The following is a 26,970-nucleotide window of genomic DNA, read 5'->3' as shown; positions in this document are numbered from 1 at the left end:
TTCGCCCCTCCGAACCTCCTCTCAGGGGAAGTCTCGTTGTGGTTCTAAAATCCAAAATCCAGCATCGCCAGCACCTCGGCGCGCGAGGGCATGGCCGCCTGCGCCCCCGGGCGGGTCACGGCTACAGCCCCGGCGGCGACGGCCCAGCGCACGGCCGCCGCCAGAGGTTGCCCTTCAACCAGGGCCGCTGCCAGCCCGGCGTTGAAGGCGTCGCCAGCGGCGACGGTATCAACCGCGCGCACGGGCAGGGCCGGCAAGCGCAGGAACTGGTCACTGGCGAACAGCAGCGCACCGTGTTCGCCCAGCTTCAACGCCACGGCGCCGCCGGTGCGCGCGTGCAGCGCGCGCGCCGCCGCAATGCGCGCCGCCTCGTCGCTCAGGTCGAAACCGACCAGCGTCGCCGCTTCGCTTTCGTTGGGCGTGATAATGTCGGCCAGGCGGTACAGCTCGGCGGGCAGCTCGCGCGCCGGGGCCGGGTCGAGGATGACCGGCACGCCCGCGCGCCGTGCCGCGTTGGCCGCGGCGACCACTGCTTCGAGGGGGATTTCGAGTTGCAACAGCAGCGCCCGCGCCCCGATCAGGGCTGTCTCCAGCCGGGTCACGTCGGCGGGGCCAATCGCCCCATTGGCGCCCGGCACCACGATGATCGTGTTGCGCCCCGCGTCGTCCACGGCGATCAGCGCCACACCGGAAGGTCCGGGAGTGGTCAGCACGTCGCGCTCGTCAACCCCGGCGGCGCGCAGCCCTGCCCGCAGTTCCGCGCCGAGCGCGTCGTCGCCCACCCGGCCCACCATGCGCGTCGGCGCGCCCAGGCGCGCGCAGGCCACGGCCTGGTTGGCGCCCTTGCCGCCCGGCGCGGTGAAAAAGGTGTGTCCGGGCACCGTCTCCCCGGTAGTGGGCAGCCGCGGCGCGCGGGCAACCAGGTCCATATTGATGCTGCCGAATACGACGATGGTCATGACTATCTCCTCATCGCGGTGGGTTCACGCCGGACACGCGCGGCGCAGCCGCGCACCACGGGGTGGAAGAGTTTTCCTGGGAGGGCGAAGCCCTCCCAGACCCTCCCTTTTGGCGAGGGTAGGGCGAAATGAGGTTTCACCCTTCCATCTGGTCGTGGGGGCGCCGTACTCTCCCCCGACCATTTGTGTCAGGGGATTTGCCAGATGCGCCAATACGTCAACAGACCATTCAGCGGTACAATACAAGAATAGTCCCCCTTCCCGCCGCCCGCGGCGGCGATACAGGAGCAAGTATGCCAACCATCGCTGTGTTTCACGTGTCCGCCGGTATCGGGCACACCAGCGCCGCTCAGTCCATCGGCGCCGCTTTGCGCCTCCATCCCGGCGTGACCGTCGTAGTTGAGGACGTCTTCGATCACGTCAACGACATGGCCCGGAAGGTGATCACCTCGGCCTACAACGAACTCTCCACCCGCCTTCAGCCGCTGTACACCATGGTCCACTCGCGGCTGCACTTCCAGGACACCGAGGATGCCCTGCGGGCCAATGCGGTGCTCAAGACCATGGGCCAGCCCTTTCTCAAACGCTTCGAGCGGCGGGTCGAGGAGCTCCGGCCCGACGCGATCATCTGCACGATGCAGTGGCCCCTCCACGTGCTGCAAGACTACGGCGAACGTACCGGCGTGCCCGAATATGCCGTGATCACCGATTTCTCCGTCCAGAGTAGCTGGCTGCGCGAGGGGGTGGCGGCCTACTTCGTGGCCAGCGAACTGACCCGCGACGTCCTTCTGGCCCGCGGCATTGAACCGGAGCGGGTCCACGTCACCGGCATCCCGGTGAAGCTGGAACTGGCGGAGCCGAAAGACCGCGCGGAGATGCGCCGGCGCCATAACCTGCCCCTGGAAGCGCCGCTGATCACCGTCATCGGCAGTGGCGTCGCGCCGGAGCGGGTGCGCCACATGGTCACCCAGTTGCTCAAGGGCGATCAACCGGCGACGGTGGTCACCGTGGCCGGACGCAACCACTACCTCGACGAGGCCCTCGGCGACCTCGAACGCGGCCCGCTGGTAGAACTCCGCAAGCTCGGCTTCATTGACTATCTGGACGATCTCGTCGCCGCCAGCGACCTGGTGATCTCCAAACCGGGCGGCCTGATCACCAGCGAAGTGCTGGCGCGGGGCACGCCGATGATCGTGATTGATCCCATTCCCGGACAGGAAGAGTGGAACGCCGACGTCGTATCCGGCTCGGGCGCCGGCATTCAGATCCGCGTACCGGAGCTGGTGCCGCGGGCAGTGCAGACCTTGCTGGCGCGCCCGGCCTGGCTCGAACTCATGCGCGCTCAGGCCCGCGAGATCGGGCGCCCCCGGGCGGCCTACGACATCGCCGCGCGCGTCCTGGCCGATCTGGAGGCGCGGGCTACGTCCCTGGCAGCGGTCTCCGGCGGGCAAAGGTGAACGTGCGGCGCGGCGCAATCGAGGTGCCCAGCACCGTCGCCACCTTCTGGCCGAACACGGCGTAGAACGAGGAGATGCGCAGGCAGGCCAGGTGCGCCGCCGTGACCGACAGGCCGCTATCGAAGAACTCGTCGTCCACTCCGTCAATCACCCCCCGCACGCTGAAGCTCAAAAAGTCGTGCGGGTCCCATACGTTCCACCAGTAGCCGAGAAAGCGCCGGTCGGGAAACGGGGCGGCTTTGCCCTTGCCGTAGATCGGATCGCTGGCCAGAAACAGCTTCATCTCCTCGAACATGCCGATCTGCGAGGAGAGCGAGGCCCAGAAGTCCACATGGATGTCTTCGTAGCCCGGCATGGCGGGAAGAAAGTGCGTGAGCACATCGTAGAAGATCGTCCCCCCCAGGCTGTGGGTGAAGGCGATCAGCGGCTCGCCGCCGCGGGCCAGTTGCTCGGCGCGGGCCCGGCGCAGCGCCTCCAGCACCCGCGCGGGGATGACGCCGGGGTTGGGCGCCCGGCCCCGGTGGGCGAAGTAGTACAGCGCGTCGCCCATGAACATCGCGCTCAGACGGGCCTGGGGCCGGCCCAGCATGGCCAGCACGCGCCCGCTGTAGTAGCCCAGGGTGGCCGAGAAGCGCAGCAACACCTCGCGGGCGATGTGGCGCTTGCGCCCGACCACCAGCAGCTTCTGCAAGGGGTGGTCGCGCCAGAATAGTGGAGGGGGGGTCGGCGGCATACTCTCGCCTTCCCAGCGCAACTCGGCTCCGATGTCGCCCCAGTAGGCGGTAATAATCGCCACCCGCTCCGGGTCGGGCGCGATTGCCGGCGCGACGTAGTGCCGCAGATGCGAGCGCACGTGCTCGTGGTCAGCATGGTACTTCTGGTAGTATTCGCGGGTTCCCGCCCCGTGCACGAAAACGATCGGCATAGCTCGCTCACTCCACGGGCACGCCGTGCCGGGCAATCACCTCGGCGTACCACTGCGCCGAAGCCTTGGGACGCCGCGCCTGGGTCGCGTAATCTACGTGGATCAGGCCGAAGCGCGGGCCATAGCCATCCTCCCACTCGAAATTGTCGAGCAGCGACCAGACGAAGTAGCCTCGCAGGTCGGCCCCGGCGGCGATGGCCCGGTGCGCCTCGATGAGATGCGCCCGCAGGTAGGCGATCCGCTCCTGGTCATCAATCGCGCCATCGGGGCCGGGATGGTCGGCGAAGGCCGCCCCGTTCTCGGTCAGGTAGAGGGGCAGCGAGGTGTACTCGCGGGCCAGGGCCAGCGCCTCGCGAACGCACGCCGGGTAAATCTCCCAGCCCATAGCCGTCGTTGGACCTGGCCCCGGAACCTGCCGCGCGCCCAGAAGCGGATTGCCCGCCGCCGCCAGCACCCGCACGTACACGTTGATCCCCAGGAAGTCCGCCGGTTCGGCGATGATCGCCATATCGCCGGGTGCGGCGGGGAGCGGCACGAAGCGCCGGCGGAAGAAGCGCAGCGCCAGATCGGGATAGCGCCCCTGAAACAGCGGCGCCAGAAACAGCCGGTTGGTGAGCGTATCGAGGAGCTGCGCGGCGCGAATGTCGCGCGGGCGGGGCGAGGCGGGGTGGCAGGGACGCAGGTTGAGCACCATGCCGATGCCCGCGCTCCGGCCGATGATCTGCCGGAAGGCCCGCACCGCCAGGCCGTGGGCCAGCAGCAGGTGATGGGCCACGGCGAGGGTCTGCCAGGGTCGCCCCACGCCCGGCGCCTTGGAGCGCCCGGCATAGCCGGCGTAGGTGATCAGCATCGGCTCGTTAATGGTGGCCCAGAGAGGAACCTCGCCGCCGAGCCGGTCGAAGAGCAGCGCAGCGTAGTCGGCGAAGCGTAGCGCCGTATCGCGCGCCGCCCATCCGCCCCGATCCTGAAGGGCCTGCGGCAGATCCCAGTGGTAGAGGGTGATCATCGGCGTGATGCCGTGCTCGCGCAGAGCCGCCACCAGCCGCCGGTAGAAGTCGAGCCCCTTCTGGTTGAGCGGCGGGCCGCCGGCGGGGAAGATCCGCGGCCAGGCCACGCTGAAGCGATATGCGCCCAGCCCCAGATGCGCCATTAGCGCCACGTCTTCAGGCCAGCGCCGGTAGTGGTCGCAGGCCGGCTCACCCGTGCCGCCGCCGGCCACCCGTCCCGGCAACCGGCAGAAGCGATCCCAGATGCTCTCACCGCGCCCGTCGGCCTCGGTATTGCCCTCGATCTGAAAGGCCGACGTTGCCGCGCCCCATAGAAATCCCGGAGGGAAGGTGAGCGCCTCCGCTGGCGCAGGCGCGCCGCGCGGCATGGCTGGCGAGTCTGAGCGTGAAAGCGACATATCCCTATTGTAGCACCGCTGCCTGGAACCTGGCAGACCATCGTCTGCGGTCGGTCCGCCTCCACAACCAGGTATTGGTAACGATCATGCGCACGTCCATCGCCGCGAGACCTGTCAGAATTGCAGTCTGCGACGCTTTGTCGTTCATTATCTATTCATTATAGTCTGGCGGGCGCGCCAGAGGGGGGAGAGGCAGGAAGGCTTCACCTTCCCAACTACCTGAAGATGCGCATCTGAGTTTACGATCTTGTAAGCTATTTGCAGAGGTATTCAGATCGCCGCGTTCTTTTGCTACAATTTGTGCGATCCGTCGAGACGCGCCAGCATCAACCCCACCGAAGGTGGTATTGGATCAGATGAACCCTCTGTGACACCGAGGGGCAGGAAAGCCGGCGGCAGGAAGGTTGGGGAGGGCGTAGCGCCGCAAAAAGAACTCAAAGCAATCCGAAATGGCAAGTCCTCCCGGGAAAACGCTTTAGTTACTCTTGTTGTGCGGCTTCGCCGCAGAGGTCCTTAATTGGCATTGACACAAATGGCAAGGAGCACAAGCAATGCGCCGGGCTGTAGCAATCCTGATGCTGCTAGTCGTGCTGGGGGGGCTGGGGGCCTGCACCCTGACCAGCCAACCCCAGGCCGAGGAACCTGTACAGACGGTCCCTACGCCTCTCCCCGCCCTGAGCGGAGGGATCGGGGTGCTGGCGGAAGGACGGGTGCTTCCGGCGACAACGGTCAATCTGCTGTTTGAAATAAGCGGCACGGTGGCCGAGGTGCTGGTCAAGGAGGGTGACCGGGTGGTTGCCGGTCAGCCCCTGGCGCGCCTGGATGCCCGCGAGCTGGCGCTGCGCGTTGAACAGGCCCAGGCCACCCTCGAACAGGCCCAGGCGGAATATGAGCGTCTGCTTGAGGGCGCCACTCCCGAACAGATCGCCGCCGCCCGCGCTGAACTCGCTCGCATGCAGGGGCAGTTGCGCGCGGTGCAGGCCGCGGTGAGCGAGTCCGACATCGCTGCCGCCCGTGCCGAACTCGAGAGCGCCCGGGAGCGCCTCAGGCAACTTGAAGCGGGCCCCCGGCCCGCCGAGGTGCGTGCCGCTCAGGCCGCAGTTGACGAGGCCCGCGCCAACTTGCAGTTGCAGCGCGACCGGCTCTCGCAGGCCAAGACCGATGCCGAGCTGCGCGTCGAAATAGCGGCGAACGCCCTGCGCAACGCCCAGGACACCTACAGCCGCATCTACTGGCGCAACCGCGGGCTGGAACTGGATCGGGCCACTGAACTGGCCGCCGGCTTCCGCGAGGAAGAGGCCGCCGCCGCCCGCGCCGTCGCCGATGCCGAAACGGCCCTTGAGCAGGCGCGCCTGGCCTATGAGCAGGCGAAGCTGGCTGAGCAGAGCGGCATCGAGATCGCCGAGGCCCAGCTACGTAACGCCGAGGCGCGCTACGACCAGCTCGTCAACCCCGCCAACGCCGACGCCATCGCCGCCGCCCGCGCGGCGGTGGCCGCGGCCCAGGCCCGCCTCGACAGCCTCGCGGGCAATCGCCGCGCTGGCGATATTGATGCAGCTCAGGCAGCGGTTGACAACGCCCAGGCCCGCCTGGCCGAATTGCAGGCAACCCCTACCGATGCGACTATCAGCACCTTTGCCGCCCGTATCCGCAACGCTGAAGTCGGCCTCAAGCAGGCCCAACTGGCTTTCGAGCGCGCCACCCTCACCGCGCCCATCAGCGGCGTGGTTGCCGAAGTGAACCTCAAAGTCGGCGAGGTTCCCGTGCCGACCCTGCCGGCCATTGTTGTGGCCGATATGAGCAACTGGAAGATCGAAACCGAAGATCTGACCGAAATAAGCATCGTCCGCATTCGCGAGGGCGATCCGGTCACCCTCACCTTCGACGCGCTGCCCGGCTTCGAACTCCCTGGCAAGGTCACTCAAATCAAGCCGCGAGGACAGAATCGTCAGGGGGAGGTTGTATACACCGTGGTCGTTGTCCCCGACCGCTGGGATGAGCGCCTGCGCTGGAATATGACCGCCAACGTGCGTATCGCCAATGACTAGAGCACTGACCGGACTGAGGACGCTGAGCGCTGTAGCTCACTACGCTCGCGCCGCGGGGTCAATCCTTTCGAGACACGCTGTAAGGCGGTAAGGGAGGGTCTGGGAGTGCAAAGCCCTTTCAGACCCTTTGTTATACTGCTTCCCGCCACATACGGCGCATGCCGGCCAGGTCTCACTAGAATATGTAGCAATCCAAAATCCAAAACGGCACTACGGCATCCCTCCCCAGCGCACCAGCCGTTCGCGCCCCAGCAGCCCGAACTGGATTTCGGCGGCGCCGCTTGCCCGCGCTGGATGGCGCTCGATCCGCACCCGCTCGAAGTACTGGACGGTGTATCTGGCGCCCGACACGCTATCCTCAACTTCGAACGGCTCGGTCAACGGAAGGCCCGCCAGGTCCAGCCCGCCGGCCCCTTCCCAGGCCTGCAGGAATGGCGGACACAGGCTGCGGCTGGTCTCCGGGAAAAAGCGGCACTCCGGCGGGATCTCGCCGGGGGCAGGCAGGGTTCGCCAGTCAATGCCCGCCTGTTGCAGCGCCGTTTCGCCAAGGCGCGATAACTGGACCTCATAGGGAGTGCCGCTGAGTTCGGGAAAGTGCTCGAAGCGAGCCCGCTCGAAGTACTGCACCGTGCGGGGGCGCCCGCTGCCCGGCTCTGGTTCGATAATCTCCTCGGTGAGGGGGTAGCCAAAGCGCTCGAGACCGCCCCGCGTTTCCCAGAAGCGACGAAATGCGCCCCCGAGACTGTGCCCGGTGGCAGCGAATATCTGGCGGTTGCGCGGCGGAGGGTCATACTCGATGTACAGCGGCGCGCCAATGGCCACCGGTCGCAGCGTGAGGCGCCCGTCAACACTGGCCAGCACGTGCTGCGCCTCGCCGTTCCAGGCGCGCACCAGCGCCTCGCGGCAGCCGCAGGCCACTTCGATCATCGGCGCCGCCGCCCCCGTGCGCCAGAGCACGTCCACCCGCCGGCCCAGACCCTCGAAGCGGTACCAGTAGACTCCGTCGGCCCCGTTGCGTCCCACCTCCCGCAAGGTCAACCCGCCGAGCATCTCGGTCATCGTCCGGTAAGCCAGAAAGGCCGGCTTCCGCAGATCGCCGCGCCTGGGATCGAGGGGGTAGGTTCGCCGCAGCAGGCCATAGTGGAACTCCACTTCGTCATCATCGTAGATTGGCCGCTCGTAGTGCGCCGTGGGCGCAGTATCGTCGCGAAAGCCGTACCAGAACACCTTCTCGATGCTTGGATGGGCAATCGCCATCAGATAAGCGCGCACCAGAAAGTGGGCCTGGGTGTCCTCATCCACGCCATAGACGCCACGATAGGTGGACCAGCCCAGTTCGGTGAGCCAGATCGGCTTGGGGCCGTAGGTGCGCAGAATATCATCAAGCCGGGCCATTTCCTGGTGGAAGGTAAGCGACTGGTCGCGCCGCCAGACATCGCCCTCCGGCGTGTCGGGGCGGTAAGGGTGGATGGCTATGATGTCCACATAGTTCCAGCCACCCAGCCGGCCTACCTGGTCAAGATAATCGAAGTAGTCGTAGTGATGCGGCGAGGGCGGTTCGCTCCAGATGCTTGCCAGGCCGCCCATCACGATCTTTGCCTCGGGATCGGCGGCAAGGGCGGCGGCGCGACCCACCTCCAGAATACGCACGAAATCTGCGACCGAGTACAGCCCGCTTTCGTAGCCTGAGGCGGCCAGGTTCGGCTCGTTCCACAGCTCCCAGTGCTTGATCTGCCCCCGGTCACGGCCATAGCGCGCCACCGCGTTGTACACAAAGTCGCCCCAGTCGGCGATCCACTCATCGGGGTGAGGGTTCTTGCCTTTGAACCAGGCGGGATTGTAGTCAAGCAGTCCGAGCACCTTGATGCCAGCGCGGGCCTGAGCGGCGATCGCCAGATCGTAGTTGTAGAAGCCGCGCTCATCTCCGTCCCAATCGTAAGGGCCACCCGGCTGCTGCTGCACCCGGTCCCAGAAGATCTCTTCGCGCTGCCACTGGACGCCAGCCTCGCGCATCAGGGCCACGGCGGCGGGGATCTCATCGGCGCGCACGCGGTTGCCCAGCGCGGCAACCACGCCGAAGGGGCTGCCTTTGTTTTGCCAGGGCAGTTCCTGGGCCATAACGGGGCGACGCGGGCCGATCTGGGCAATGAACACAAACAGGAGCAGAGGAACGATCCAGCGTAGTGGGCGAGCGTGCATGGGGCGCGTGATCCTCGAGTCAGAGAAGAAGCTGCTGAGGCGGGATGGGAGGGCGTATGTAAGAGCAAAGCCCTCCCAAAATAGCATCAACTGATACTCGTTCCCGTTAATATGGCTACATACCCGTCGTCCCTCGTCTCATCAGAACGCTATTTACGGTAATCCAAAATCCAAAATGGCGCTAGACCATCCCGCGGAGTTCCGCGCGGCCTCGCTCGTAGCGTTGCGACAGTTCATACGGTGAGACGCCGAACAGATACTGCAGCCACAGCCAGAGGTCGTGCAGGAGTTGCCAGAGCACGCCGTTTTCCAGAAAGCGGCGCGCCGAGGTGACCACTTTGGCAGGCACGACATAGACCTCGGCCCGCGCCCGCGCCAGTTCGAACAGGCGCACGTCCTCGAAGAGCGGCCAGTCGGGGAAGCCGCCCAGTTCAGCGAAAAAGTCGCGCCTGATGACGATCCCCTGATCGCCAAAACTGGTCAGCAGGGAGTCGAACCACATCAGACGGGCAGCGATATCCAGCAGCCAGTGCTGGACATCGAAGCTCAGGCGAAACTTGGCGATCCGCACCTCCGGATCGGCAAGGATGTCCCGCAAGAGCACAAAAGCATCTGTTGGCAGGGTCGTATCGGCGTGCAGGAACACCAGCACATCGCCGCCAGCGCGGGCTGCGCCAGCGTTGCACTGGGAACCACGGCCCCGCGGCGCGGCGATAACGAGCGCCCCCGCAGCGGCGGCCAGTTCCGGGGTGCCGTCGGTGCTGCCCCCATCGGCGACGATAATCTCAACGTTCGGATCGAGGGCCCGCACGGCGGCCACACAACCGGCGATATTGCGCGCTTCGTTCAGGGTGGGAATGATGACGCTAAAGCTCAGGTGCGACATACAGGGACTTTTCTGACTCAGCATATCGAAGATGAGGGAGGGCTTTGCCATCCCAGACGCTCCCGCCACGCGGGGAGATCAGGGAGACCCCAGAATCACTATAACGAGACCACCGCCGGGGCTGCCTGAGGGTGCTTCGTCCCTCTATTACTATTACCCGGTCCACGGCTGTACAACGCGTTGCTTCTACGGATTGACCGGTTCGCCGGCAGGGGCCGTGGTCGGCGCGGGCGAGTTGGTCGCCGCGGGCGTCTCTTCCAGCTCGCTGGCCGGAATGTTGATCAGCGGCATCAACCCCGTATCTCCACTCATAAAACGTGGCAGAACCCCGTTCCAGCGTTCGATAAAGCGCAGTTGCAGCAATTCGGGCGAAATCACTTCACGCTGGAGGCGCAGCGCCTCGGCCTCGGCCCGGGCGATCTGCAGGCGGGCCTCGGCTTCAGCCTCGGCGCGGGCCACCTGTTGCTGGGCTTCGATCTGCGCCCGGCGCAACTCGCGCTCCGCCCGCAGGGCATCCTGCTCGGCTACCTGCTTGGCCTCAATCGCCCGGCTGAACTCCTCGCTAAAGTTGAACTCGGTGATCGACACCTCCTCCACGATGATGCCGCGAGGGGTCAGGCGTTCGTTGAGCACCTGACGGATCGAATCTGAGACTAACGGCCGCTGAGTGATCAGATTCTCGGCGGTGAACTGGGCCGTCGCGGCCTTGACCGACTCCTGGATGGCGGGGTCAATGATCTTCGCCTCGTAGTCAACCCCGATCTCGCGCACCAGCGTGGCGACCGAGTCGGGATCCACACGGTAGTTGAGCACCACCTGGGTGGTCACGATCTGCAGATCCCGCGACGCCGCCGACGACTCGGAGGTGAGCCGCTGGGTCTTGACGTCTACCGGGACAACTTCGGTGATGAAGGGCGCCCGAAAGTGCAACCCCTCGTCGAAAACCCCGGTCACCTCGCCGAAGGTCTTGACCACGCCGCGGGTGCCGGCATCAACCACGGTGGTGGCATTGAACAGCGCAAAAATGGCGATGGCGCCTACGACGGCGATCAACGTCAGCGTCCCGTAGGGCAGCCCTCGTGGCCCCCGCAATCCCTGCCCGGGTCCGCTCGAAAAAGACTGAGACATAGCTTTTTCCTATCCAGGGTGAATAACGGTGTAAGCGGGCGATGCCCATCCAGGCGGCCGCCAATGGTGAAACACGCCCTTTCTCATATTATTGCATAGACGACCGCGCGTGGAGCAGGGTTGCGCGAGAGGGGATGCAGGAAAGGCTCCTCTGGAAGGGGCGCGCCCTCTCGAACCCGCGAGCCGATTGCTGCGTGTCAGCACAGGAACAGGCGCAATTACGTGCCCAGACAGGCATTCATCAGCACGGCAAGGTGCCGTTCCAGCACCCGATACGAATAGTAGCGGCGAGCTATAGCATAGTTCAGTTCAACGATTTCGGACTGCAGGGCCGGATCGTCGAGCAGCCTGCGGGTGGCTTCCACAATCTCTGCGGGGATAAAATCCTGAAACACCAGTACGCGGAAGCCTTTGGGTTTGATGTCCACCTGGAAGATTTCGTAGTCGCGCATGATCAGGGGGCGACGGTAGTAGATCGCCTCCAGGAAGGCATTGCCAAAGCCCTCGATAGCAGACGGGTAAGTCACCAGGTCGGCGGCGCGGTAGACATCGGCCAGAGCATACACGCGCCGACCGGCAGGCGTCAGCCGCGCTTGATAATTAATCGTCTCGGCGGCAAAAATGACGCGCACACCCAGGATCCGGGCGTACTCGCGCAAATACTCGGCGTAACTCTGGCCCTCGTCGCCCGCGGCGTGCGAGATGACCAGGGCGCAGGGCCGCTCCAGACGGCGCGCCAGTTCAATGGCGTGCTCGATGCGCTTGCGGGGCACGATGCGCGTGGGTTGCAGCAGCAGGTGCTCGTCGGCGCCTACCCCCAGCGCCGCGCGCAGCTCGCCGGTCGTGTGCGCTGGCGGAGGGGGCGGCGTGTCGAAGTCCATCACGTTGGGGATCAGCGTCGAGCGTTCGCCGATCCGCATGGCCATCTGGCGGGCGGCAAATGAGTTGATCACCACGTGGCGGATTGACGGCAGCGCCGGCGGAAAGGCCGCGCGCAGGTAGTCGCTTGCGGCGTGCACGTTGAAGCGCTCGCGCTCCCAGGCAAAATCGTGATGGTGGGCGATGACCGGAATGCCGGTCTCGGCGATCAGTTCGGTCAGGGCCAGCCCGAGCGGCACGTGCATCGGCAGCGAGAGCACATTTTCCGCGATCAGCAGATTGAGACGGTGGAGGTTGAGGAAGGTGCGCAGATGGGTCTTCAGATGCTCCTTGAGCCGGTGCACCCGGGCCGAGGTTTCAAGCGAGCGGCGATAGTCGTCAAACAGATCGCGCTGCACCGCCTGGACATCCGGGTGGTTGAAATGGGCCTCGGCGACGACATAGGCGTGATCGGCGGGCCAGTCGCACTCCCCGGCAAAGGCGAAACAGTGATGCCCCATTCCGGTTAGAAGCGCGGCCCATTTTGCCGCTTCGAGGGAAACACCGTCAGTGCCGGCGAGCCGGGTGGAGATGAAACCGATCCGCGCCTGAGGGGGATGCATACATCACTCACTTTCTGATCCGCAACGGCGTGCGTAGATGTGCCTGAACTGCCCGTGACACGATGATAACGCATCGCGACGCCGCTTAATGGTACCATAACCATGATCACCCGCGAGGGTGGGGTAGGTTGCTGTGCTCTGGAGCACAGCCAGAACCAATGGAGGTTCACCGTGTTTCGCAACATTATTCTGGCCACCGATGGGTCCGCTGCGGCCGAGCGGGCCGTTGACTACGTCGCGTCGCTGGCCCGGCACTACGGGGCGCGGGTGCTGGTGCTGCACGCGATGGCGTCTCTGCCGGACATTCTCGGCGAGCCGAACTATAGCCAGGCGCTGCACGCGGTGCTGGAAGAGTCGCGCGGCCTGGTGGAAGATGTGGCCAAACGGCTGCGTGAGATGGGTGTCGCCGAGGTCGAAACCGATGTGATCGAAGGGCCGGCCAGTGAGGTGATCCTCGCAGTCGTAGAAACACGCGCGCCCGATTTGCTGGTTATTGGCGCCCGCGGGCAAAGCCCCTGGAAAGGTCTGGTGCTTGGCAGCGTCAGCCTGGCGGTTACGCAGCGGGCGAGCTGCCCAGTGCTGGTGGTGAAATAAAAAAATCATTCCAGATGGGCTGCGTTGCCATCTGAAGGAGCGCGGGGAGGCTGAGCCTCCCCGCACTACCTTGTTCCGCCCACACTGGACGCGCCCAATTGTGTTCACATCAGTGCGGAGAACAGCCATGTTCCAGACCATTATGCTCGCGACGGACGGCTCAGCCCCTGCCGAACGGGCAGCCGCTCTGGCAATCTCTCTGGCGCGCCGTTACGCGGCGCGGGTGATTGTGGTGCATGCCTGCGGCCCCCCGCCCGATGAGGCGACAGGGTTGCGTCTGGATGACGTGCTGGACGAGCGCTGGGAAGAGGCCAGCGCTCTGGTGCAAGATACCGCGCGCCGCATGCGCGATCTGGGGGTCGTCGAGGTGGCCACGGACGTCGTAGCCGGAACGGCAGCCGACGCAATTCTGAGGTGTGTAGAGGTGTATCGCCCGGACTTGCTGGTGATCGGCGCGCGCGGGCGCAGCCCCTGGGTCGGGCTTACCTTGGGCAGTGTCAGCATGGCCGTCACCCAGGGGGCCCCGTGCCCGGTGCTGGTGGTCAAATAGCGGGCAGAGTGATGCACCGGGAGCATTGACTGGAATGGCTTGATCCACCGAGGACCCTGAGCCGTGAGGCTGGCTGCTTTCGCGCCGCCATCGCTGCGGGGCAATCTTGTCGAGAAACGTTAGAGGGTACGCATCTCCCGCACACCTGCTCGCCGCAGAGGCCGCGGAGGGGTGTAGAGGGTTTCACAAGGGCGGACTCTGCGCTTCTCTGCGTGCTCTGCGGTAAATCGCGTGGCGCAAAAAAACCGCCTGCGTTCACCATTGAACGCAGACGGTTGATACTGGAGCGGGAGACGGGATTCGAACCCGCGACCTACACCTTGGCAAGGTGTCGCTCTACCAACTGAGCCACTCCCGCTGACGCTGAAGAGTATACCACAGCTTGAGCAAAAATGCAAATCCGGTAAAAATAGAGCTTGCCGCCTGTGGTGCAATCCCCAGGGTTGCTTCACAGCGCTTCTAATCGGGCAGGGGCGTGGGGAACGCCGGGTTCCCCACCTTCCGCCAGCCGGTGGAGGGATTGCTGCGGCCTGCCCGCGGCAGGGGCGTGGGTAACCCCGGGTTCCCCATTTTCAGGGATCAATGGCATGGCCAGAACAATCCTGATTGAGGGCACGCAGCAGCGCCTGGGCCGTCGGTTGGGCGAAAGCCCGTATTATCGCATCGCTGAGCGGGCGCCGGGCCGGCTGGCGCTGGAGTCGCGTCCAGAGTTGAACCGGCCAGCAGCCTTTGGCATCATCGGCGGCGGGGTGGCGCTCCTGGTCGTAGGAGCGCTGATCGCCCTGAGCGGGCTGATCAGCGCCGGGGCGGGCGCGGGCTTTGCCGCGGCGGCGCTGGCGGCGGTGCTGGGGGGGCTGCTGGGCGGGTTCGGGTACCAGCGTCTGGTGGGCGGCTATGCTGTGCTCACCACGCGTAACTGCATTGTGATTGACGCCGGGGAGGAGGCGATCACCTTTACCCAGAGCAGCCGGGTGGGCAAGGTTCGCGAGCAGCGCATTCCCTTCAACCGGGTCAGCGGCCTGCGCCTGCGCCGGCGCCCGCTGGCGACGGGCATGTTGCGCCGCGTGCGCCCGATTGTGGCGCTGGAACTCATCGTCGGCTCCCAGGTGTGGATCGTTGACAGCGCCGCCGACGCGGCCGATCTGGAAGAGGTGGCCGTGGCCGTAGCCGAGGCGTTGGGGCGAGAGTTCGATACGGGAGCCGTGCCGGACGCGATGTAATATCATTTCGGATTTTGGATTGTGGATGTTGGATTGCCGTATACGTCGTTCCAATCAGACCGGGCAATGTTGCCCATGCACAAACAGGAATTAGTATGAGGCCGGGAGGACGGAGCCCTCCCGGTCCCTCTCCCTGGGCGGCGGCCCGGGGAGACCAGGTCGCCCCGCTCTGGCGCGCACGGCGCTGGCGCAGGCGCCCCTGGCGCATCGGGCGGAGGCATGAGGAAACCTGGTTTCCCGACCCTTCTCCCGGTGGCGAGAGCCGGAAAACACCGCGACACCTCTGGCGGGAGAGGTGTCGCGGGGGTGGGGGGGGGAGGTGGAGAAGGTTCAGTAACGAGAACAGCGATCAGGGCAACGTCGGCGGCAGCGTATCCGGATAGTTGATGCCGGCCTCGACGCCCCACTGGTACCAGTTATTCACAAAATCGGGCATCGAGAGGAACACCCCGATCGCGCCGGTAACGCCGCACAACCAGGCGAACCAGAAGGCCCACAGATGGATGGAGTAGGCATTGGCATTAAAGCCCATGCACCAGCGCCAGAACAGTTGCGCGCGCTCGGTGCCCGTGCCGGGGGACTGGATCTCCTGCCACTCCTCGTGGGCGGCGTATTTTTCGAGGGCCCATATCGTGCCGGCGTGCATCGCCAGGAGCACCGTCGAACCGAGCAGGAAGAAGATCGAGAGCATGTGGAACGGGTTGTAGTAGAAGTTGCCGTAGCGCACGCTGACGTTATTGGTCCAGTCAAGCAGCGCCTTGAGGCCGTGGGGCGGGGCCTCGGCCCAGGTGCCCATCCACATCGGGCGGATGATGTAGATCACCAGGTAGAGAATAATCGCCCCGGTGAAGCCGTAGGCCAGGTAGGGTTTCAGGCCCAGGCGCACCGCGCGGGTGTACAGGTGCATCAACCAGGCGAAGATGGAAATGGTGAGGAAGAAGGTGGAAATCAACCACCAGCCGCCCTGTTCCAGCGGCGCCCAGCCCAGCCCGTATCCAGCCGGCGGCGGGTCAATCTGGAGCACGAAGAAATACTTGGCGAAGGCGAGCGGGTTCCAGCCCACCTGGGAAGCCATCACGACCAGCCAGATGAAGAAGAACAGGCCGCCGGTAATATACGCGGTCAGGTTCCAGAAACCGATGTAGGTCGGGCCGATCTGGCTGTCAAGACCGAAGTTCTCCAGGATGGGCAACTCGATAGGCCTGCCGATGCGCCCCTTATCTCGCGGCCCCAGTTCCAGATCGCCGGGTGTGGTATTCACCGTAGCCATAGTCATTCCCTCTAGGGTGTACAGCCTTCAGCCTGTAGCCTTCAGCCTGCAGCTTCCGGCCGGCCCTACACTCCACTCCACCAGGGCAACGTATTCCAGAAGTTCCAGAAGCTCACCCAGTCCTGCACCGGCCAGCCCGAGAACAAGATGCAGAGATTGGCCGAGAGCACGCCGCCACAGGCGAAGATGAAGCCAAGGCGATGGATGCCCGACTCGCCGATGGAGTAAATAATCGTATCGCGGAAGAACATATTCTCGATATCCCCGCCTTCTGGGCCGCGATACTGCGCCGCGCTCAGAATCAGCGAGCCGTGGCAGGCCAGCAGCCATGTGGAGCCAAAGAGCCCGGTGATCCCCAGAGCGTGGAAGGGATTATAGAAGAAGTTGTTATAGCGGTAGCCGAAGTTCGAGACCCAGTCCAGATGGGGCATAATGCCCAGCACGAAGCCTTCGTGCCACTGCCCCAGCAGGATCGGGCGGATGATCTGCAACGTCAGCCAGGAGGAGAAGACCACGCCGTAGGCCACTGCGATGTGATAGCCCATCCGCAGCTTCATGCTGATGTCAACCTGGCGCATCAGCCAGCCGAAGAAGGCCAGGGTGGCGAAGAACACCGTCATCTGCCAGGCAAAGCCCGGTTGCCCGGGGCCGACGAGGGCCAGGCCCACCTCGGCGGGGGGCGGATCAATGCGCCCGGCGAAGAAGTTCTGAGGATAAGAGTACGGCCCGCGCAGAATGGTTGCGTCAATGTAGAAATAGGTTCCGAAGATGATCCCCAGGACCGATACTAACCCCCAGAAGCCAACGTAGAACGGCCCGACCCAGAAATCAAAGGGGTCAGTCTTGAACAGGGCGCTGAAGGTGGTCCGGCCTTTGATCTTGTACTCGGGCTCCAATTCCTCAATCGTTCGCCCGCCAGGCACCCGCGTGGCGCGGGCGCCCTCCTCAACAGTGTACGAAAAGTCGGGGAAGCGAGGGTCTTTGGCCTTGGCTCTACTCATAGCCGGCTACCTTTCCAGAAGGCTCAGTCGCGAAGGGGTGGATCGCCGCGACCAGGGCGGGGTCAGCCTGCTCCCTGCGCCGCCAGGTTCGATATGCACGAGGGCATGATAATTGCAGAAAATGCAAAAAGCCAAGCGTTCAGACAAAGTATAATACGCCGCTATGGGCTTGTCAAGCAACGAAGCGCAACTCTTTCTTAGCATCAGAACGCGCCGGAATCGTTCCGGCGGCCCGCTGGGCCGCCGGAACTTCTTCACCGTAGATTGCATATAGATAACCATTGGGCAAGGGGTTCGCGTTAGCGTTGTTCAGGTGGCGCGTCGGGAAGGCGGCGGGTCCCTACGATACCTGAGCCAGTGGGCGCCGGGCCGCCCAGGCCGCCAGCCGCTCGGCAATAGCCTGCTCGTAGAGGGCGCCGATGCGCCGGGCAACCGCGTCCCAGCCATACTCCTCAGCCCGTCGGCGCGCTCCGGCTCGTAATGCCCTGGCCAGGGCGGGATCTTCCAGCACGCGCAGGATCTGCGCTGCCAGGGCATGATGGTCGTCAGGCGGCGCAAGCAATCCACTGCGCCCATCTTCAATCGTCAGCGCCAGGCCCCCGGCGCGACTGGCGACCACCGCGGCGCCGCTGGCCATTGCCTCCAGAGCCGCCAGACCGAAGGATTCGTAATGCGAAGGCGCCACTACTACATCAGCGGCGGCAAAGTATGCCGGCAGCCGTTCCTGGGGCTGCGCGCCGAGGAAGCGCACCCGTTCAGCAACGCCCAGTTCGCGGCGCAAGGCGGCGAGTCGGCGCTGTTCGGCGTTCCAGCGCGCCGGGTGGCGCTCATCGTCGCCGCCGATCAGCAAGACGCGCGCCCCGATGCCCCGGGCCAGAATCAGCGGCAGGGCGCGGATGAGCCCGTCCATGCCTTTCAACGGCTCCATGCGCCCCACGCACACCAGCAGCCGCTCCTCTGCGGGCAGGCCCAGTTCAGCCCGCGCTTCGGCCTGTGGCCGGGGCCGAAAACGCCGCAGATCCACGCCGCAGGGGACGACGTGGATGCGCCGCGGGTCGGCGCCGTAGTGCCAGACCATCTGCGCCCGGTCGAGGGGCGTCGCGGCGACCACCGCATCAACCTCGTGCAGCAGGCGCCGCTCGATGGCGATGCGCTGCCCGCTTTCGCTCTCGTCGCTGCTTCGGGCCACCTGGTTTTTCATGGCTCCGAGGGTGTGAAACATGTGCACGACTGGCACACCCCAGCTACAGCGCAACCGCAGCGCCGCCTCACCTGAAAGCCAGTAGTGGCTGTGGATCAGATCATAGGTCAGATCCTCGCCCTCGGCGAAGCAGCGCATCCGGCTGACGAACTCAGGCAGATAGGTGAGCACCCAATTTTTGTCATACGGCGCCGCTGGACCGGTGTGCAGGTTGATCACCCGCACCCCGCAACTTAGCGCCTCCACCGTTGGGCAAGCCGCTTCCTGACTGCGGGTGAAAATATCTACTGGAATGCCGCGACTGCCCAGCTCGCGGGCCAGTTCGCGCACATAGACGTTCATGCCACCGGCTTCCTTGCTCCCCAGGCGCGCCAGCGGGCTGCTGTGCACGCTGATCATTGCAATGCGCACCAGTGCTCTCCTTGGTGATACAAGCCCTTGCCTGCTTGTGTCTCGACGCTCTGCTTGTGACAGGAGAGGTCTGGCATCCTCCCACGTCCCCTCCCGTCGCGTCCGCCGAGATTTATGCCAATTCCTGTTGAAGACTGTGATCTGCATCATCGCCCGGTCTGATCACCGGGACTAGCTGGATCGCAATCGCAAATCCAAAATCCACAATCCGCCATCACATAAGGCCGGAGCGGCGCAAAAAGGGGCGGAAAGGACGGCTGCCAGTGCGTCCCTTCCGCCCGCCATCGAGGCTTTTCTCTGCCCAGGACAGCCTTGGCTGCTCATGGGCTACGGGTGTATCGCTGCTGTTCTGTTATACCATCAGTAGAGCAATCGCACAACTCAGGCCTTGGTTTATACATACCCCCGGAGTAGGGAGGAGGGCGTCTGCCGCCTTCCCCTGGCAGGGGGAGGCTGGGAGGGGGGCGGAAAGGCCAGGAAACTTACTCTACATTAGTTCGAGGCCAAAAATGAGATATAGCGCGGCGCCGGCGCAGCCATAAGCATGAGGCGCCCCCGCTCGGCGACACAGGGAAACAGCCTGCCATCGGCCTCGGCGCAGTGCAGACTGGTTGCCTGGCCCAGGAGCAGGCTCACCTGCCGGGGCGCGTTTGCCCAGACTACGATGAGCGCCTCCCGTCCCCGTCTCAGACGGTGACCTTCAGCCAGCGCCAGATCGGGGACCGGCGCGTCGTAGCGATACCCGCCCAGCGCCCGCGCCGCGTAGGCAAAGGCGGTATAAGCTGGCCGCAGCACGTCCGGGCTGGTTGGCTCCAGCAGGGCCGTGCGGTGGAAACTATCCGAGTCGTAGATGTACCAGACGGAGCTCAGCAGATCGTCGCGGAGCGCGCGCACCGCGAGGCGAGGGATGGCGTCTGCCTGAGCCTGCGCGCACTCTGGACTGGCTGCCAGGCAGAGCAGGGCGCTTTCGGTCTTGATCAACGGTTTCGTGAGACCATAGCGCGCCAGCAGGCCGCGCAGATAGGCGGGCTTCCAATCCTCGGGTCCTGCCGTGCCATCGGGCGTGCCATTGTAGTAACTGTAGCTATGGAAAGCCAGGATATCGAAGGACCGTCCGCCACCGGCCTCAAGCACCCCTTCCAGGAAGCGGGCGGAACGGCCCTGGTCAGTGCTCGAATTGTAGGGCCGGTCGAGCAGCAGTCCGCCGTGAATGACCTGCAACTCCGGATTGACGCCCTTGATGGCCGGATAGACCGCGTTCAGCAAAGCTCCGAAGGCCTGTCCGCCGTAGAGTGGTTCATCAACTCGCCCCCAGCAGCCGTAAGGAGAATCCGAGGCAAAGATGAAAGCATCAGGCTCATTGCCGATCTCCCAGAAGCGCACGTTGAACGGCGGCGCGCTGTAGCGCCGCGCCGCCTCGGCTGCAAAGCGAGCGAAATCTGGATGAAACTCGGGGGCAATCGGAGCACAATCGGCCTGGTACGGGACCACGGCCCAGGCAGGGCTGCCGTGGAGCACCAGGATCACGGGCAACCCGGCCTGGCTGGCGCGAACCAGCTCCTCCTCCAGAGCGCGCACGGCGGGAGCGTCCCAGCGGTAGCCGCCGCCGCGCGTAGGTTCCACATCTTTCCACCTCAACGCACGCGGACGAATCCAGTTCGGTCGCAGGCCCGCCAGAGCTCGCAGCCTGTCCCCGGCGGGGACGCTCGCCACTTCCAGGCCAAGAACGCTCCGCGCATCGGTTCCCCAGATCTGGGGCGCATAGACCCGATATGATGGTCTCACTGCAGTGGGCGCATTGCTGTCCGGAGCAAAGAACGCCGCCAGCAGCATAGTGAAGAGCGCCAGGTGGAGGAATGTGGTGCGTGCATGCATAGACCAAAGATGGTTGACAGGCCGTGCCGGTCGGTCGAGTGACGGCGCTCGCCAGCGGCGTTTTTTCAGTTAATCGGTGAACCGGTACCGGAAGAGGGCCAGAATAGCATAAAAGCCCTGGCTGGGTTTCATTTTCTTGCCCTCCTCATAGGTGCGACCGATGTAAGTGATCGGCACTTCGAGGATGCGATGACCGCGCTTGAGCACCTTGGCGGTAATCTCCGGCTCGAGACGAAAATCGTTGCTCTCCAGGTTCAACTCGCGGATAATCTCCGTGCGCATCACTTTGTAGCACGTTTCCATATCCGAGATCCAGCAGTTGAAGAGAAAGTTAGTCAGGAAGGTAAGCCCTTTGTTGCCAATCGCGTTCCAGAAGTACATCCCCGTGTGGCTGCCTAGAAAGCGGCTGCCAAAGACCACATCCACGCGCCGGTCAACGATAGGCTTCACGAGAGCGTAGTAGTCATCCGGATCGTACTCCAGATCAGCGTCCTGGATGATAGTGATCTGCCCACGGGCATGGGCCAGGCCGCTGCGCACGGCCGCGCCCTTGCCGCGGTTCCGGGGATGACTGATCACTGTCAGACGTGGACGGCGCGCGGCCTCGGCGCGCAGCACTTCGAGCGTGGCGTCAGCGGAATGGTCATCAACGGCGATGACTTCTTTATCCAGATCCACTGCGTACACGCGGTCCAGGATCTGGGGCAGCGTGGCTGCCTCATTGTAGCAGGGCATAATAATGGAGAGGAGGGGACGATCGTTCATAGCGGCGTATCACCGAGGTTCACAGTAATCGCCTGCGTAGGGAGATAAGGTTTTTCGCCCCGCCAGGCAGGAGAATGGGGAAACCGGCTTTCTCCAAACTCCTTCAACCGTCAGGGGGGGGATTGCTCCTCACCCTTCCCCTGCCCCCTTCCCTCTCCACCGTTGGTGGAGAGGGAGGGTGAGAACCACAAACCATCAATCCGAAGCCGATGGCTGCTCGGGAGCGGGTTCGCCGCGCGGTGCGGGTGGGGGTGCGGGCGCCTGCCGCACCTGGCGCGCAATCTCCAGAACGAGAATGAGGGTGATCACCAGAAAGCCCGCCAGCACCGCGGCGATCAGCCCATTGCGTGCCAGCAGAACGGCGCGTGAAGACGGGGACACCGGAGCATCGCCCAGATAACGCACCGAGACGCTGGAAGTCGCCTGAGCAATCACCTGCTCATCGCGTTTGGCCTGCAACACCGAGAGGGTATTCAGCGCCAGATCGAGCGTCTGGCTCAAGACGCGCTGCTCGGACATTAGATCAGCCAGCCGACCCTCAGCGGCAGCCAGTTCGCGCTCATAGCGCGAGCGAGTCTCGGCATCCAGTCCCACTGCGGAGGCGTCGCCAGCGACGATGGCCGCAGCGACTTGTTCTGTCTCACGCACCAGGCGGTCGCGCTCGCTCTCAATCACCGCAGTCAGGCGTTCGAGGTCGCTCAGAGCAGCCTCACGACCGCTCGTGAGCGTCTCAGGACTGCTGATCGTCAGATCCACCGGAAGGTTTTCGCCGCCAGCAGCGCGGAGGCGCACCACCAGGGCGGCCAGCGCGTCGGCGGGCGCACCCTCGCCACGCTCAATCTGGGCGCGCAGGATGCGCGCATCTTCGAGCACCAGGCTCAGTTGCTGGATACGCGAGAGGTAGGCACGGTAGAGTTCCTGCTGCGCCTGGCGAGATGCGGCCAGCAATTCCCGCAGTCGTGCCACTTCCTGAGAGGTGCGGGTGAGCTCACCCTGGCTGAGGAAGGCGTCAATGGCGCGCCGGGCCTCGGCGTGGCGCGCGCGGGCGTCGTTCAGCTCCTGGTCAATCCGCTCAACGCCGAGCGATCCTCCACCGTACAACTCCCTGACCAGGGCTTCATACGTCTGGCCCCAGAGCTGCGCAAGCCGTCCGGCTTCAGCGGCGTCTGTACCGGTGGCTGTGATAGTCAGCAGGTCGCTGGTGGCGCGCACTTCCACCCGGGGCAACAGATCGCCCGATTGGAGATCCGGCTGCCCGAGCTGTTCCAGAACTCGCGCCTCCAGCACCGGACTGGAGGCCAGATCGATCAAGGCCTGGCGGCGGGTGCTCGCGTTCGTGAACATGCCCGTATCACGCTCGGTAAAGCGTCCATCCAGCACCACCTGCGAGATAACCGGATCAATCAACACGGAGGCGCGGGCGCGGCTCAGGCGTGGCTGGGTCATGGTTATGATTGCCGCAACCACCACGGCTGCCAGCACCGCGAGGGCGATCCAGCGCCAGCGGCGCAGCACGGCCTGCGCGTAGGGGCGGAGATCGATCTCTTGTTCCATAGACAGTGCCGAAATGGTTAATCCAGGCGCACACGCCGGGGGATTGTAGCAGATGGGTTGCGAGGCGTCAACGCAAGGTCGTGGCGATTGTCACAAGGGCAACCAGATCGAAGATGACGAACAACGCCACCAGAAGCCAGGTTCCAGCAATGCGCCAGCCAGCGGGAAGCAGGAGACGCAGGCCTACCAGTAGCAGCCAGAGGGTTGGAACGATGGCCCAGAACATGTAGCGTCCTCGTGGAATATACACCTCAAATTCCAGCGGCGGCAAGGGATGCAGCCGGGCGAAGAGAGCCATCCAGCCGAGGGTGACCGCGCCGAAGAACAGCCACATGCAGCGCTGTTGCCATAGTGGCAATGCCCGGCGCGCCGTCAGGAAGCCCCGCGCCAGACCGAGCATCGCGGCCAGCGCCAGGAAGGCAAACACCCAGTCCCAGACGGGTCCCGCCGACGCCTGCCCCCAGGAAAAGCGCGCCCAGAAACTGGTGAAGGCAACGTAGATCAGGTACCGGTAGCGTTCGCCAATCAGATCGGGATCGCTCACTGAGCGAATCCAGTTGTCTATATCCAGCCGCAGATAGGCTGCATCGAGCGCGGCAAGCCAGGAACGAGCAGCGAGGACAAGGTGCGGGCCGCTGGGGCCCTCAACGGTCACGGGCCGGAATGCGGCAATGCCGGCAACGGCGAGCATTACCAGGCCGATGCCGGCAACCAGGCGGCGCCGCACGGGACGGCGGTGCAGCGACGATAGCAGCGCAAATCCAATCAGCGGGACCAGGACCAGACCGATGCGCTTGGCAAGCACAGCTACAATCAACCCGAGAACGGCCAGGGCCAGAGCCGACGGACGCGGGCCGTCACGGATTAACTGCACTGTGCCGAGGATGGCCGCTGTTGCAGCCATATTGACAAGGACGTCGTTGTTCACCGCCGTCATAAGATCGGCAAACGTCGGGGTCAGCAGCACCAGGAGGGGAAGCGCAATCTGGAGCGCCGGCTCGTCCGGTGTGACGGTAACGGCTATACGCCAGGCGGCAAGAACGGTCAGGGTATAGAACAGAACACTGATGGCCCGTGCGAGGTAGAGCTGAGCTTCCACCGCCAGATAGCGTATCTGGTGAAGGGGGAAGGCAATCAGCGTATAGTACAGAGGCGGGTGAATGCGCTGATTTTCCCCCACGGGCGCCGGCTCCGGTCCCAGCAGGTCCGGGCGCACTCCTGGCGGCCAGAAGCGGTGGCGATACATCGAGTCGGCGATTTCATGGCTGAGCTGGACCGACTTGCCGCCCGGTGCTGCGCCTTCACCGAGGGCGATCTGCATCGCGTACTCAAAGTGGCTCGGCTCGTCATAGTGCTGCCAGGGTGGAACCATCAACAGGTACAGCAACCCGTGTATGAGCGCCAGCGGCAGCAGCCAGCGCAGGAGAGTCTGCCCAATGAGAGCAATGGTCACGCTTGAAAAGGGGCGGTTCACTCCGGAGCGCGGCAACGTGGCCGGGGCGCTCACCTCGGGTGCAAGTTGTTCCGCCTCCCAATCCGCCAGCTGGCAGCCTGGTTCAAGGGGCCTGTTGCTCTCCCTGGTCGCGCCGGTCGTACGCGAGCGATCATCAGCAAGACGCACTATGCCAGGAATCGGTCTACGCCCCATTCCAGGCCATCCGCGTTTCATGTCAGTAGGCTCCCTCGCCTCGCCAGACCACAATCAGCGTCTTGAAGAGGATTCGCAGATCGAGCCAGAAAGAATAGTTCTGAATATAGTACAGATCGTCCTCCGTGTGCAGGTGCATTGGTTTATCGCTTCGCCCGTTGACCTGCCACCAGCCGGTGATGCCCGGAGGGACGCGGAAACGCTGCCACTGCCAGGGCTGGTACTCGGCGGCGACGTAGGGCATCTCTGGCCGCGGGCCAACGAGGCTCATCTCACCCCGCAGCACATTGATCAACTGCGGCAACTCATCAAGACTGGTGCGGCGCAACTTGCGCCCGATGCGGGTAACGCGCGGGTCATCCTCCATCTTATGGATCAGATTGCCCTGTTCATCACGTCTGGCCACCTCGTGCCAGCGACGCTCGGCATCCTGATACATGCTACGAAACTTGATCATCTTGAATCGGCGCCCTTGCTCACCGATCCGCTCTTGCATGAAAAAGACCGGACCGGGCGATTCCAGCTTGATCAACAGGGCGATCAGCAGCATCAAGGGTGACAGGAGGAGCAGCAATGTGGCGCTGGCGAAGATATCGAAGAGGCGTTTGAGGATCCGCTGCGGCTCGGTAAGGGCCGACTCGCGCAGACTGATCAGCGGAATACCGCCGACGGTTTCCACAGGCGTGCGGGCGAAGATTAGGTCCAGCACGCTGGGGACCATATGCACCATGACCGGCTCCTGCAGCAGGCTGAGCGAGAGCCGGGCCACCCGTTCCTGCTGCTGGTAGGGCAGGGCGAAGATCACTTCATCTACTTGATGCTGATGGATCAACCGGAGGGTCTCTTCCACGGACCCCAGACGCGGCACGCGCCCCGGCGCATCCAGCGCGTCACTGGTATAGCCCACAACGGTCACCCCTGTCCAGGGGCGGCGACTAAACTCATCGGCGAGGCGTTCAGCCGTGCTGACATCGCCCACTACCAGCGCTCGGCGTCGAGTATGCAGGCGGTTGCGCGAATAGGCGTAGGCTCGCACGCCAAGGTGAAAGATGAGCAAGACGCTAAGGTTTAGCGCAACGAAGTAGAGGAACTGCAACCGCGAGACCTCGCGCAGCGAGAGATAGAGCAACCCGGCGAAACTGGCCGAAGCAAGGACCACTGCGCCTATCAGACGGCCAATCGCTTCCAGGAGGCTGCGGGTGAACAGCGCCCGTTGCGGTGTAAGCAAGAGAAAGACCACCAGCCAGATCAGGGCTACAGCGAGGTAGATCTGCCAGGGCAACTGGGCCGCCTCGGCAGGCAGATCCAGGCCGAATTCGAGGGTTATACGAATGTGCGAAGCGATATAGAGGGTGAAGAGCGTGAGCGCCAGATCCCAGGCGAGAACGCTTCCGATGACCCGATAACGTAACCGTTCGAGCATAGGGCCACCTGGTGTCCTGTGACAGCGATCGACGAAATACGTGGTCCGATCGCACAGCGTTGTGGATCAGATGACAACTCGCTCATCAAGCCGCGATAGTGTACCACGGTTATGCGTATCAGGCAATGAAGCGAGCGGCGGCCCTGCGATGAAAAACGTGGCGTTATCCGTAACACAGCGGCGCCTCGGGCGCTATGGCGCGGTCAGGATCAAACCGGGTGATCCCCGTTGCCTGCAACAGAACCATCCAGAGGTACAACGGGTTGAGATAGAGGTAGCGTTGCCAGAGACGGCGGGGTTCTTGCGCCAGGCGAAAGGCCCATTCTAGACCGACGCGTTGCAGGATGGCCGGTGCCTGCGGCAGCGTGCCGGCATGAAAATCGAAGGCTGCTCCCACGGCAAGCACCGGCATAGAAAGCAGTTCGCGGTGTTCATATGCCCACACCTCCTGGCGCGGGCATCCAAGACCGACGAAGGTAATCGCCGCGCCGCTCGCGGCGATGGCGGCCGCGATAGCGCGCTGCTCATCGGGCGTTACCTGGCGGAAGCGGGAGGGTTGCGCGCCAGCAATGATCAGCCCGGGGAACCGCGCCTGCAGGCGCTGCGTCAAGCGTTCCAGCACTTCAGCGCGGCTGCCGTAGAAGTAGACCGGCAGTTCTTCAGCGGCCGCCCTTTCGCAGACCATTAAGGTCAGCGTCGGCCCGTATACCCGGTCAGGCAACCGCGCATGATGCAATACATTCAAGGCCCAGCGCACCGGCTGGCCATCGGGCGCCACCAGATCGAGTCGGTTCAGACGGTAGCGATGGGTGGCATCAAGAACGCCGGTCATTACCCCATGGACCGCCAGGGCGGACAGGGCAAAGGATCGTCGCGCCCGTGCCGCGGCGAGCACGCGCTCCACCGCCGCCTCATAGTCTACAGCATCTATCAGGACTCCGAGGAGATTACGCTTTCCTTGATCGATCAT

The 26,970-nt window shown here is 64.3% G+C and carries 21 protein-coding genes and 1 tRNA gene; 5 read left to right on the top strand and 17 right to left on the bottom strand.

The genetic code is table 11. The features are described from left to right. Positions 1–44 precede the first annotated feature (44 nt). Entirely contained in the window at positions 45–959 is a 915-nt protein-coding gene (rbsK, locus tag NZU74_02135; GenBank protein ID MCS6880108.1) for a ribokinase, read from the bottom strand. 293 nt (positions 960–1,252) lie between these two features. Here rbsK and NZU74_02130 point away from each other — a divergent pair, with 293 nt between their 5' ends. After that, complete coding sequence (locus NZU74_02130; protein ID MCS6880107.1) at positions 1,253–2,416, top strand: galactosyldiacylglycerol synthase; 1,164 nt, start codon at positions 1,253–1,255, stop codon at positions 2,414–2,416. Here NZU74_02130 and NZU74_02125 read toward each other — a convergent pair. Together NZU74_02125 and NZU74_02120 are read right to left on the bottom strand one after the other, a co-directional pair. After that, positions 2,379–3,341 carry a hypothetical protein gene (locus NZU74_02125; GenBank protein ID MCS6880106.1) on the bottom strand — a complete coding sequence of 321 codons (963 nt, stop codon included), beginning with the start codon at positions 3,339–3,341 and terminating at the stop codon, positions 2,379–2,381. The two genes, NZU74_02130 and NZU74_02125, sit on opposite strands and share 38 nt — an antisense overlap. Positions 3,342–3,348: 7 nt before the next feature. Beyond that, positions 3,349–4,746: a GH1 family beta-glucosidase gene (locus tag NZU74_02120; protein ID MCS6880105.1), complete on the bottom strand. Its 1,398-nt coding sequence runs from the start codon at positions 4,744–4,746 to the stop codon at positions 3,349–3,351. Positions 4,747–5,297: 551 nt separating this feature from the next. On the opposite strand from NZU74_02120, the gene NZU74_02115 reads away from it, so the two are divergent. Further along, the gene (locus NZU74_02115) at positions 5,298–6,794 is read left to right on the top strand and encodes a biotin/lipoyl-binding protein (protein ID MCS6880104.1); all 1,497 of its coding nucleotides are present in this window, start codon (positions 5,298–5,300) and stop codon (positions 6,792–6,794) included. Positions 6,795–7,004: 210 nt separating this feature from the next. Here the strand turns inward: NZU74_02115 and NZU74_02110 are convergent, their stop codons facing one another. The 4 genes from NZU74_02110 to NZU74_02095 form a co-directional block, all read right to left on the bottom strand. Further along, positions 7,005–8,993 (bottom strand): glycosyl hydrolase, encoded by a 1,989-nt coding sequence (locus tag NZU74_02110; protein MCS6880103.1) that lies wholly within the window; start codon positions 8,991–8,993, stop codon positions 7,005–7,007. A 181-nt stretch (positions 8,994–9,174) separates the two neighbouring features. Beyond that, positions 9,175–9,879 carry a TIGR04283 family arsenosugar biosynthesis glycosyltransferase gene (locus NZU74_02105; GenBank protein MCS6880102.1) on the bottom strand — a complete coding sequence of 235 codons (705 nt, stop codon included), beginning with the start codon at positions 9,877–9,879 and terminating at the stop codon, positions 9,175–9,177. Positions 9,880–10,065: 186 nt separating this feature from the next. After that, positions 10,066–11,007 (bottom strand): prohibitin family protein, encoded by a 942-nt coding sequence (locus tag NZU74_02100; protein ID MCS6880101.1) that lies wholly within the window; start codon positions 11,005–11,007, stop codon positions 10,066–10,068. A 218-nt stretch (positions 11,008–11,225) separates the two neighbouring features. Further along, positions 11,226–12,488, bottom strand: coding sequence for a glycosyltransferase family 4 protein (locus tag NZU74_02095; protein MCS6880100.1), 1,263 nt, complete (start codon positions 12,486–12,488; stop codon positions 11,226–11,228). Between the two features lie 171 nt (positions 12,489–12,659). On the opposite strand from NZU74_02095, the gene NZU74_02090 reads away from it, so the two are divergent. Both NZU74_02090 and NZU74_02085 read left to right on the top strand, forming a co-directional pair. Next, positions 12,660–13,082, top strand: coding sequence for a universal stress protein (locus NZU74_02090; GenBank protein ID MCS6880099.1), 423 nt, complete (start codon positions 12,660–12,662; stop codon positions 13,080–13,082). A 127-nt stretch (positions 13,083–13,209) separates the two neighbouring features. Further along, on the top strand, positions 13,210–13,632 hold the full coding sequence (locus NZU74_02085) for a universal stress protein (protein ID MCS6880098.1): 423 nt from the start codon (positions 13,210–13,212) through the stop codon (positions 13,630–13,632). Positions 13,633–13,914: 282 nt separating this feature from the next. On the opposite strand, the gene NZU74_02080 is transcribed toward NZU74_02085, so the two are convergent. Beyond that, positions 13,915–13,990, bottom strand: a tRNA-Gly gene (locus tag NZU74_02080). 229 nt (positions 13,991–14,219) lie between these two features. On the opposite strand from NZU74_02080, the gene NZU74_02075 reads away from it, so the two are divergent. Beyond that, entirely contained in the window at positions 14,220–14,852 is a 633-nt protein-coding gene (locus tag NZU74_02075; protein ID MCS6880097.1) for a hypothetical protein, read from the top strand. A gap of 349 nt (positions 14,853–15,201) precedes the next feature. Here the strand turns inward: NZU74_02075 and pufM are convergent, their stop codons facing one another. From pufM to NZU74_02030, 9 genes are all read right to left on the bottom strand, one after another. Beyond that, on the bottom strand, positions 15,202–16,122 hold the full coding sequence (gene pufM / locus NZU74_02070; protein ID MCS6880096.1) for a photosynthetic reaction center subunit M: 921 nt from the start codon (positions 16,120–16,122) through the stop codon (positions 15,202–15,204). A gap of 65 nt (positions 16,123–16,187) precedes the next feature. Then, the gene (locus NZU74_02065) at positions 16,188–17,123 is read right to left on the bottom strand and encodes a photosynthetic reaction center subunit L (GenBank protein MCS6880095.1); all 936 of its coding nucleotides are present in this window, start codon (positions 17,121–17,123) and stop codon (positions 16,188–16,190) included. A gap of 340 nt (positions 17,124–17,463) precedes the next feature. Further along, on the bottom strand, positions 17,464–18,735 hold the full coding sequence (locus NZU74_02060; protein MCS6880094.1) for a glycosyltransferase: 1,272 nt from the start codon (positions 18,733–18,735) through the stop codon (positions 17,464–17,466). A gap of 492 nt (positions 18,736–19,227) precedes the next feature. Continuing rightward, on the bottom strand, positions 19,228–20,358 hold the full coding sequence (locus tag NZU74_02055) for a hypothetical protein (protein MCS6880093.1): 1,131 nt from the start codon (positions 20,356–20,358) through the stop codon (positions 19,228–19,230). A gap of 321 nt (positions 20,359–20,679) precedes the next feature. Further along, a complete protein-coding gene (locus tag NZU74_02050; protein MCS6880092.1) occupies positions 20,680–21,375 on the bottom strand; it encodes a glycosyltransferase family 2 protein in 696 nt (231 codons plus the stop codon). Between the two features lie 195 nt (positions 21,376–21,570). Further along, positions 21,571–22,929: a hypothetical protein gene (locus NZU74_02045; protein MCS6880091.1), complete on the bottom strand. Its 1,359-nt coding sequence runs from the start codon at positions 22,927–22,929 to the stop codon at positions 21,571–21,573. A 67-nt stretch (positions 22,930–22,996) separates the two neighbouring features. Further along, on the bottom strand, positions 22,997–24,382 hold the full coding sequence (locus NZU74_02040; GenBank protein ID MCS6880090.1) for a glycosyltransferase family 39 protein: 1,386 nt from the start codon (positions 24,380–24,382) through the stop codon (positions 22,997–22,999). A 217-nt stretch (positions 24,383–24,599) separates the two neighbouring features. Then, positions 24,600–26,000, bottom strand: coding sequence for a sugar transferase (locus tag NZU74_02035; GenBank protein ID MCS6880089.1), 1,401 nt, complete (start codon positions 25,998–26,000; stop codon positions 24,600–24,602). Between the two features lie 163 nt (positions 26,001–26,163). Beyond that, entirely contained in the window at positions 26,164–26,970 is an 807-nt protein-coding gene (locus NZU74_02030) for a WecB/TagA/CpsF family glycosyltransferase (protein ID MCS6880088.1), read from the bottom strand.

The organism is Chloroflexaceae bacterium, assembly GCA_025057155.1.
Taxonomy (GTDB): domain Bacteria; phylum Chloroflexota; class Chloroflexia; order Chloroflexales; family Chloroflexaceae; genus JACAEO01.
Note: the sequence above shows the minus strand (reverse complement) of the source record. Positions and strands in the feature narration are given on the sequence as shown.

Coding starts and splice junctions, on each gene's coding strand:
- NZU74_02075 (MCS6880097.1), top strand. CDS start 14,220: ATGGCCAGAACAATCCTGATTGAGGGCACGCAGCAGCGCCTGGGCCGT.
- NZU74_02130 (MCS6880107.1), top strand. CDS start 1,253: ATGCCAACCATCGCTGTGTTTCACGTGTCCGCCGGTATCGGGCACACC.
- NZU74_02115 (MCS6880104.1), top strand. CDS start 5,298: ATGCGCCGGGCTGTAGCAATCCTGATGCTGCTAGTCGTGCTGGGGGGG.
- rbsK (MCS6880108.1), bottom strand. CDS start 959: ATGACCATCGTCGTATTCGGCAGCATCAATATGGACCTGGTTGCCCGC.
- NZU74_02110 (MCS6880103.1), bottom strand. CDS start 8,993: ATGCACGCTCGCCCACTACGCTGGATCGTTCCTCTGCTCCTGTTTGTG.
- pufM (MCS6880096.1), bottom strand. CDS start 16,122: ATGGCTACGGTGAATACCACACCCGGCGATCTGGAACTGGGGCCGCGA.
- NZU74_02030 (MCS6880088.1), bottom strand. CDS start 26,970: ATGATCGATCAAGGAAAGCGTAATCTCCTCGGAGTCCTGATAGATGCT.
- NZU74_02045 (MCS6880091.1), bottom strand. CDS start 22,929: ATGGAACAAGAGATCGATCTCCGCCCCTACGCGCAGGCCGTGCTGCGC.
- NZU74_02085 (MCS6880098.1), top strand. CDS start 13,210: ATGTTCCAGACCATTATGCTCGCGACGGACGGCTCAGCCCCTGCCGAA.
- NZU74_02095 (MCS6880100.1), bottom strand. CDS start 12,488: ATGCATCCCCCTCAGGCGCGGATCGGTTTCATCTCCACCCGGCTCGCC.
- NZU74_02120 (MCS6880105.1), bottom strand. CDS start 4,746: ATGTCGCTTTCACGCTCAGACTCGCCAGCCATGCCGCGCGGCGCGCCT.
- NZU74_02105 (MCS6880102.1), bottom strand. CDS start 9,879: ATGTCGCACCTGAGCTTTAGCGTCATCATTCCCACCCTGAACGAAGCG.
- NZU74_02125 (MCS6880106.1), bottom strand. CDS start 3,341: ATGCCGATCGTTTTCGTGCACGGGGCGGGAACCCGCGAATACTACCAG.
- NZU74_02065 (MCS6880095.1), bottom strand. CDS start 17,123: ATGAGTAGAGCCAAGGCCAAAGACCCTCGCTTCCCCGACTTTTCGTAC.
- NZU74_02100 (MCS6880101.1), bottom strand. CDS start 11,007: ATGTCTCAGTCTTTTTCGAGCGGACCCGGGCAGGGATTGCGGGGGCCA.
- NZU74_02035 (MCS6880089.1), bottom strand. CDS start 26,000: ATGCTCGAACGGTTACGTTATCGGGTCATCGGAAGCGTTCTCGCCTGG.
- NZU74_02050 (MCS6880092.1), bottom strand. CDS start 21,375: ATGAACGATCGTCCCCTCCTCTCCATTATTATGCCCTGCTACAATGAG.